The sequence below is a fragment of the Shewanella sp. genome, from assembly GCF_051658185.1.
GTDB lineage: Bacteria > Pseudomonadota > Gammaproteobacteria > Enterobacterales > Shewanellaceae > Shewanella.
Window position 1 is genome coordinate 1 of sequence record NZ_JBOFMC010000342.1, and the last position, 6,172, is coordinate 6,172.

Consider the following 6,172-nt stretch of genomic DNA (forward strand, 5'->3'; position numbering starts at 1 on the left):
CTTGTTAGCTTGTTAGCTTGTTAGCTGTTAGCGAGTGAGGCTGCGCAAGTTAGCTCGGCTTGCAACAACGGATGATGTTATTAGCCAGATGCTAAGTGGTCCGTTGTTTTTTCAACGCCTTAGTGCATTTTTTTGAGAAAGCGTTTTTAGGTTGTGAGTGGCGTGGAGCATGTGTTTCGGTTCGGCCAAACGATGTGCTTGCTTCGTGTCGGGGGGCGTCGGTGTCGTTGTCACATGCCGTGGGGATGACTGGCGTGCAGAATGTCTGGTTTGCAGAATATCTGGTTTGCAGGATGAAGATGAGCAATTCAATTGTATTTGGGATGGTGACATGGGGGATGCGCGGCTGGCGCTCTCAATAAAAAAGTCGCCCGTAGGCGACCTTTGATGACATGTTAGGCTGTCGAGGCTGGGCTATTTAACCTGCCACTCTAGTTGCTCACCGGCGCGAATGGGCACAACTTGCGTGTCACCAAGCGGATAGGTTGCCGCGACTTCCCAAGGCTTGTTGACCAGCGTGATGGTGTCGCGGTTGCGCGGCAGCTGGTAAAAATCCGGGCCATTAAAGCTGGCGAAGGCTTCGAGTTTATCCAAGGCATTAACTGCAGCAAACGCTTCGGCATAGAGCTCAATGGCGGCGTGGGCAGTGTAGGAGCCCGCGCAGCCACAGGCCGCTTCTTTTTTATCTTTGGCGTGGGGCGCTGAATCGGTACCGAGGAAGAATTTTTTATTACCGCTGGTTGCCGCAGCCAATAATGCCTGCTGGTGGGTATTGCGCTTTAAAATGGGCAAACAGTAAAAGTGCGGACGTATACCGCCTGCGAGCATGTGGTTGCGGTTGTACAGCAAATGATGAGCTGTGATGGTCGCGGCCACGTTATCAGAGGCTTGAGTGACAAAATCGACTGCATCTTGAGTGGTAATGTGTTCCAGCACGATTTTAAGCAGAGGGAAATCGGCAACGATATTGCTCAAGATCGTTTCGATAAAAATGCGCTCACGGTCGAAAATATCAATGGATGAATCGGTGACTTCCCCATGCACTAACAGGAGCATGCCAACTTCTTGCATGGCTTGGAGCACTGGGTAGATGTGTTTAATATCGGTCACGCCAGAAGCCGAGTTGGTGGTCGCACCCGCAGGATAGAGTTTGGCGGCGACAATTTTGCCCGTGGCTTTGGCTTGACGAATGTCTTCAGGGCGAGTGTTATCCGTTAAATACAGCACCATGAGCGGTTCGAACTGTGAACCTGCGGGCACCTGTGCCTTAATGCGCTCGTAGTAGGCGAGGGCGGTATCGGTATTGATGGCCGGGGGCACTAAATTGGGCATGATGATGGCGCGGCCCATATAGCGGCTAACATCGCGGACAGTGTCTTTAAGTTGGGCGCCGTCTCGTAAATGAATGTGCCAGTCGTCTGGGCGGGTAATGGTGAGTGTGGTCATAGGCTTTGATCTTTATTTATGTTGCTGCTGCGAGGGTGGCGCGATCTTATGTGGCTAGGTTTTTACTGTAAAGCAAAACCCCCGGTTTTTATGCGAATAATCATCTAAGAGTGACTCACTTAGGCGTTTTGCGGGCGATGCTTGCCGCTTGCATGGGCGTTATCGGCGCGATCAGGATGCGCCCCGTGGCGCTGCCATGGCTTGCCAAAATAGCGCAAAGCTGGCGTCGCGGTGCGCTTTGTCTTGGCCTAATTGCGGATGATCAATAAAAAAACGAGTCGCGGCGAGGTATTGGCCGTGGCAGTTTTCAAGCATCAAGGGCAGTGGATAAGCGGCAATGAGCCCGGCACTTTGTCCTTGTTCGATGAGTTTGGCAATAAAGCCGAGGATGCTATGCATCGCCTGCTCCCTTATTGGCGGAGCAATCATTGGCGACATAGAGTACTGCTGAAAAAACAGCTGTTTAATCGGATTGGCGAGGGACCAGTCGATGGCGCTTTGCCACAGTTGCCGAGCGCTTTGTTTTAGATCATCGCCCTGCTGATGGTTGAGCAATAACGCATCGGCAAACTCTTGTTTTATCGATAGGAATAAGCACTCCATTAACGCATCTTTGGTGGCAAAGTGATGGAACAAGGTGCCCGTTGCCACCCCAGCTTGTTTGGCAATAGAGGCGGTAGACGTGCTATGAAAGCCTTGACTGACAAAGAGCGTGAGCGCGGTATCGAGAATGGCTTGGCGCTTGTCAGTCATGGCTTGAGGCTTATCGCTTATCGTCTGCTGTGCAGGGGGGGCTAATGGTTTATTCGACATGTCGTTTCTTTATCATCCCAAGGTAATCGCAACATTTTGTGCTCAACATCCAATCATCCACTGCCGCGAGCAGGCGGGGCTCACTAACGTAAAAACAGTTTCATCAGTAGGCGCTGGATAGCCGTGCCATAGGGCGGATGGACAAACTTGCCCGTGTTCAAGCGGCCGCGTTGTAACACGGTTTTCGCATGGCTAAAGGTTAAAAATCCTTCCTTGCCATGGTAATGACCCATGCCCGAGGGACCAATGCCACCAAAGGGAGCATCATCCGCCGCGACATGGAACACGGTTTCGTTAATGCAAACGCCGCCAGAATGGGTATGGCTGAGAATGTGTTGTTGGGTAGGGCCATCAAAACTCATGATATACAAGGCTAAAGGCCGAGGGTGTTGATTGACATAAGTAATGGCGTCATCGACGCTATCGTAGCCGATAATGGGCAGCAGCGGCCCAAAAATCTCTTCCTGCATCAATAGCATATCTTCAGTGACTTGGGTGATAAGCTGAGTCGCCATTTTGCGATTGTGATTATCCAGGCTGTCGTTGCTCGCTGAAATCACCCGGGCACCCTTCGCTTTCGCATCCTCAAGTACCGCCATTAAGCGGCCAAACTGCCGAGCATTAATAATGCTGCCATAATCCTTGTTATCGTTAATGGTGCCGTACATGGCCTGAAATTGTGTTTGATAGGCGGCAATAAACTCATCCACTTTGGCTTTAGGGCATAACACATAATCAGGTGCAACACAGATTTGACCCGCATTCAGACATTTACCATAGATAAGCCGTTCAACCGCGGTGGCAATGGGCATATCTGGGGCGATGATGACCGGGGATTTTCCGCCGAGTTCGAGCGTTACGGGGGTGAGGTTATTGGCGGCGGCGCGCATCACATGGCGCCCGATGGTCGTTGAACCGGTAAAAAGTAAATGGTCAAAGGGCAGGGCCGAAAACTCGGCAGCAATATCGGCCTCGCCCTCAACGACTGCAACATAACTCCTATCAAAGACCTCGGCGAGTAATTGCGTGATCACCTTATTGGTTGCCGGGGTAAATTCCGACATTTTTAGCATGGCGCGATTCCCCGCCGCGATGGCGGTGACCAGTGGGCCGATTGACAACATCACCGGAAAGTTCCAAGGCACGATAATGCCGATCACCCCCAGAGGTTGGTAATGTACGCTGATCTTGGCTGGTGCGAGCAATAATCCTGCATGGCGCGCACTGGGTTTAAGCCAGTTTTTGAGGTGTTTGAGGGTGTAATTGATGTGATTGATGACGGGCATGATATCCGCAATCAAACTGTCATCCTCGGAGCGGTGGCCATAATCCTGGCTCAATGCCTTAACCAAGGGGGTTTTAAAGCGCAGCAAAGCTGATTTTAGGCGCTGTAACTGCGCTACTCGGCTGTGGTAATCCGGATGAGGATTGGCCAAATAAGCGCTCCGTTGCTCACAAAGTAATGCGCTGAGTGGCCTTGCCGCAGCGGGAGGGGTCGCCATATTCATTGTGGAGCTCCTGATTGCAAATCGATATTGGGTACAGTGATTGCGCCATGGCGTCATCATCGCCAATGAGTGATGTCGTGCCAGACCAATTAGCCGTTGCTTAAATGGCGATTGTCGAAATGACGATTGCCTAAATGATGACCGACTGATTAGTCGGTTTATCCTAGCCGCTCGGGTGTCCTGGCGCAAGGGTTTGATGTATTTATGAGCAAGATCACGCTCATCTGGCGGGTTAGCTTCTACACTTATTCAGTAGACTCACTGCAGGGAGTGATATGGTATGACTATGTTAAAGCACGGAATTTCTATCGGGATTGAGCGTTATGGCGACGATGATTTTTTTGTTGCCTTTAAAGCCGTTGGAACCTTAACCCACCAAGACTATTTGCGGATGCAACCGGTGCTTGAGTCAGCACTGGCTGGCGTGCAAGATCCTGATATCTATGCGTTAGTGGATGTGACCGAGCTGGATGGTTGGGAGCTGCATGCCGCGTGGGACGATGTGAAGTTAGGTATTAAACATATCCGCCATTTTGAAAAAATTGCCATTGTCGGTAAAACCACGTTTCAGGAGGTGATGGCTACGCTTGCCAATTGGTTAACCCCTGCTGATGTTAAGTTTTTTTCCGATAAGGGCGCGGCATTGGCGTGGCTTAAGGATTAAGGTTGTAGGCTACACTGTGATGGATAAGTGATGTTTCACCCGACTTCAAGGAGTGCGGATTATGCGTAAAGGTCAAATACTCTGGCCCACAGATTTTTCCCCCACGGCTGCTCATGCTCTTAGCTATGCGATTGAAATGGCAAATTTATATCATGTAGGTTTAACGATTTTACATGTGGTCGATCAACCCGTTGGCGATGAAAACTTTATGATCCTTGCCATTACACCAGAAGAACTGGCAAAAGGGATGGAGGAGGCCGCTGCCATCAAAATGCAAGCATTGTTAAAGGGCTTAAAAACTGAGTTGCCGATCACCACGCTGATCCGCCGCGGCGATGTTGTTGAGCAGATTTTAGAAGAGGCTAATAGTAAAAACGTCGGCATGGTGGTCATCGCCAGCCATGGCCGCACTGGGTTGTCCCACTTTTTACATACGAATGTCGCCGAAGAAGTGGCCAATGGGGCGGCGTGTCCGGTGCTGGTGGTCAAATAGTTTGCCGTCATTGACTGGGGGCATCCATCCAAAAGAAAGGGCGCAACTTGCGCCCTTTCTTTTTGATAGATAAAGCATAATTTATTAACGGTAGACGTAGATCATTGTGTTGGAATAGTGTTATTTTGACACGCAATGATAACACCTAAGCGATTAACTTAAGGCTTTCACTTAAGGGGATTGTTTAAGCTTTGTGACGGATAACATGATGCGTAATCAAGACATATTATGCCCCACCGATTTTTCGGCGACAGCCGAGCGCGCCCTCCATTATGCAGTGGAAATGGCCAATCTTTACCGTGTGAATATTTGTCTCTTACATGTGACTAGCCCGGCCAAAAGTGCCCATTGGTATGGTATCGCTGTCGATACTCCCGCGGCATTGGAGCAACAACTGGCTGAATTTGTCGACGCTAAGATGCAACACTGGCAGCAGCAAATGCAAGCGGGGTTGGCACCTGGACTGACGGTTTACCCCGTTGTGCGCCATGGGCAAGCCAGTGAAGAGATTGTGGCGCAGGCGGCCCATGCCGGTATGGTAGTGATCGCCAGCCACGGCAGCAGTGGGTTAGCGGACTTTTTGAAACACCCTGTGAGTGCCGATGTGGTGAAATTGGCAACATGCCCAGTGTTAGTCGTTAAATAAGCTTTGATCGTTGTGGGTGTTAAGTGACTTGACCCCGATAGTGGCGAAAGCATGGTTTGAGAGCTAGCCCTATTTAACACGCCATTTTATGCTTAGTTAGTTGAATAAATAGATGTTTTTATAATTACTTTCTTTGTCAGCGGGCCTTCTATGAACATATCGTCAACGGTAACATCATCCATTTCAAAACAACATAAGGCATTCTTACGTAAGCTTTATTTGGCGCATTTAATGGATGATGAGCGCCACAATCTGCTTTCTCTTACTCAAGTCACGGGGATGGCGCGCCGTACCCTGCAGGATGCGATAGCGGCCTTTGAGGATATCGGCATACGGGCAGAATTTATCCAAGATGGCCAGCGTCATAATGCCGGTTATTATCGCGTGATCACTTGGGGGCCGATTAGCAGCGCGTGGGTAGATACCCATCTGTCTGAAATTGAAGAGTTAATTGGTGTTACTCCTCCTTTGGAGGCCGCTTGTTAATCACGGCTGCGGTCAAATGACCTTTTGCATTAAACACTGAGTATTCAAAAAAACACTCAACATTCAAAAAACACTCAACATCAGAGCTAAAAATTTAGCCGCGAATATCACGACTA

The 6,172-nt window shown here is 49.8% G+C and carries 7 protein-coding genes; 4 read left to right on the forward strand and 3 right to left on the reverse strand.

The genetic code is table 11. The features are described from left to right. Nucleotides 1-414: 414 nt before the first annotated feature. The 3 genes from pyrC to ACRCZA_RS12985 all read right to left on the reverse strand — a co-directional run bounded on the left by pyrC (nt 415) and on the right by ACRCZA_RS12985 (nt 3,767). Complete coding sequence (gene pyrC / locus ACRCZA_RS12975) at nt 415-1,446, reverse strand: dihydroorotase (RefSeq protein ID WP_438674838.1); 1,032 nt, start codon at nt 1,444-1,446, stop codon at nt 415-417. Nucleotides 1,447-1,617: 171 nt separating this feature from the next. Beyond that, nucleotides 1,618-2,259: a TetR/AcrR family transcriptional regulator gene (locus ACRCZA_RS12980; protein ID WP_438674839.1), complete on the reverse strand. Its 642-nt coding sequence runs from the start codon at nt 2,257-2,259 to the stop codon at nt 1,618-1,620. 83 nt (nt 2,260-2,342) lie between these two features. Then, nucleotides 2,343-3,767: a coniferyl aldehyde dehydrogenase gene (locus tag ACRCZA_RS12985; RefSeq protein WP_438674840.1), complete on the reverse strand. Its 1,425-nt coding sequence runs from the start codon at nt 3,765-3,767 to the stop codon at nt 2,343-2,345. A 280-nt stretch (nt 3,768-4,047) separates the two neighbouring features. Between ACRCZA_RS12985 and ACRCZA_RS12990 the strand changes: the two genes are divergently transcribed. From ACRCZA_RS12990 to ACRCZA_RS13005, 4 genes are all read left to right on the forward strand, one after another. After that, on the forward strand, nt 4,048-4,431 hold the full coding sequence (locus ACRCZA_RS12990; protein WP_438674841.1) for an STAS/SEC14 domain-containing protein: 384 nt from the start codon (nt 4,048-4,050) through the stop codon (nt 4,429-4,431). 61 nt (nt 4,432-4,492) lie between these two features. Next, nucleotides 4,493-4,924 carry a universal stress protein gene (locus tag ACRCZA_RS12995; RefSeq protein ID WP_438674842.1) on the forward strand — a complete coding sequence of 144 codons (432 nt, stop codon included), beginning with the start codon at nt 4,493-4,495 and terminating at the stop codon, nt 4,922-4,924. 208 nt (nt 4,925-5,132) lie between these two features. Next, nucleotides 5,133-5,570: a universal stress protein gene (locus ACRCZA_RS13000; protein ID WP_438674844.1), complete on the forward strand. Its 438-nt coding sequence runs from the start codon at nt 5,133-5,135 to the stop codon at nt 5,568-5,570. A gap of 150 nt (nt 5,571-5,720) precedes the next feature. Beyond that, nucleotides 5,721-6,056, forward strand: coding sequence for a winged helix-turn-helix domain-containing protein (locus ACRCZA_RS13005; protein WP_438674843.1), 336 nt, complete (start codon nt 5,721-5,723; stop codon nt 6,054-6,056). Nucleotides 6,057-6,172: the final 116 nt, after the last annotated feature.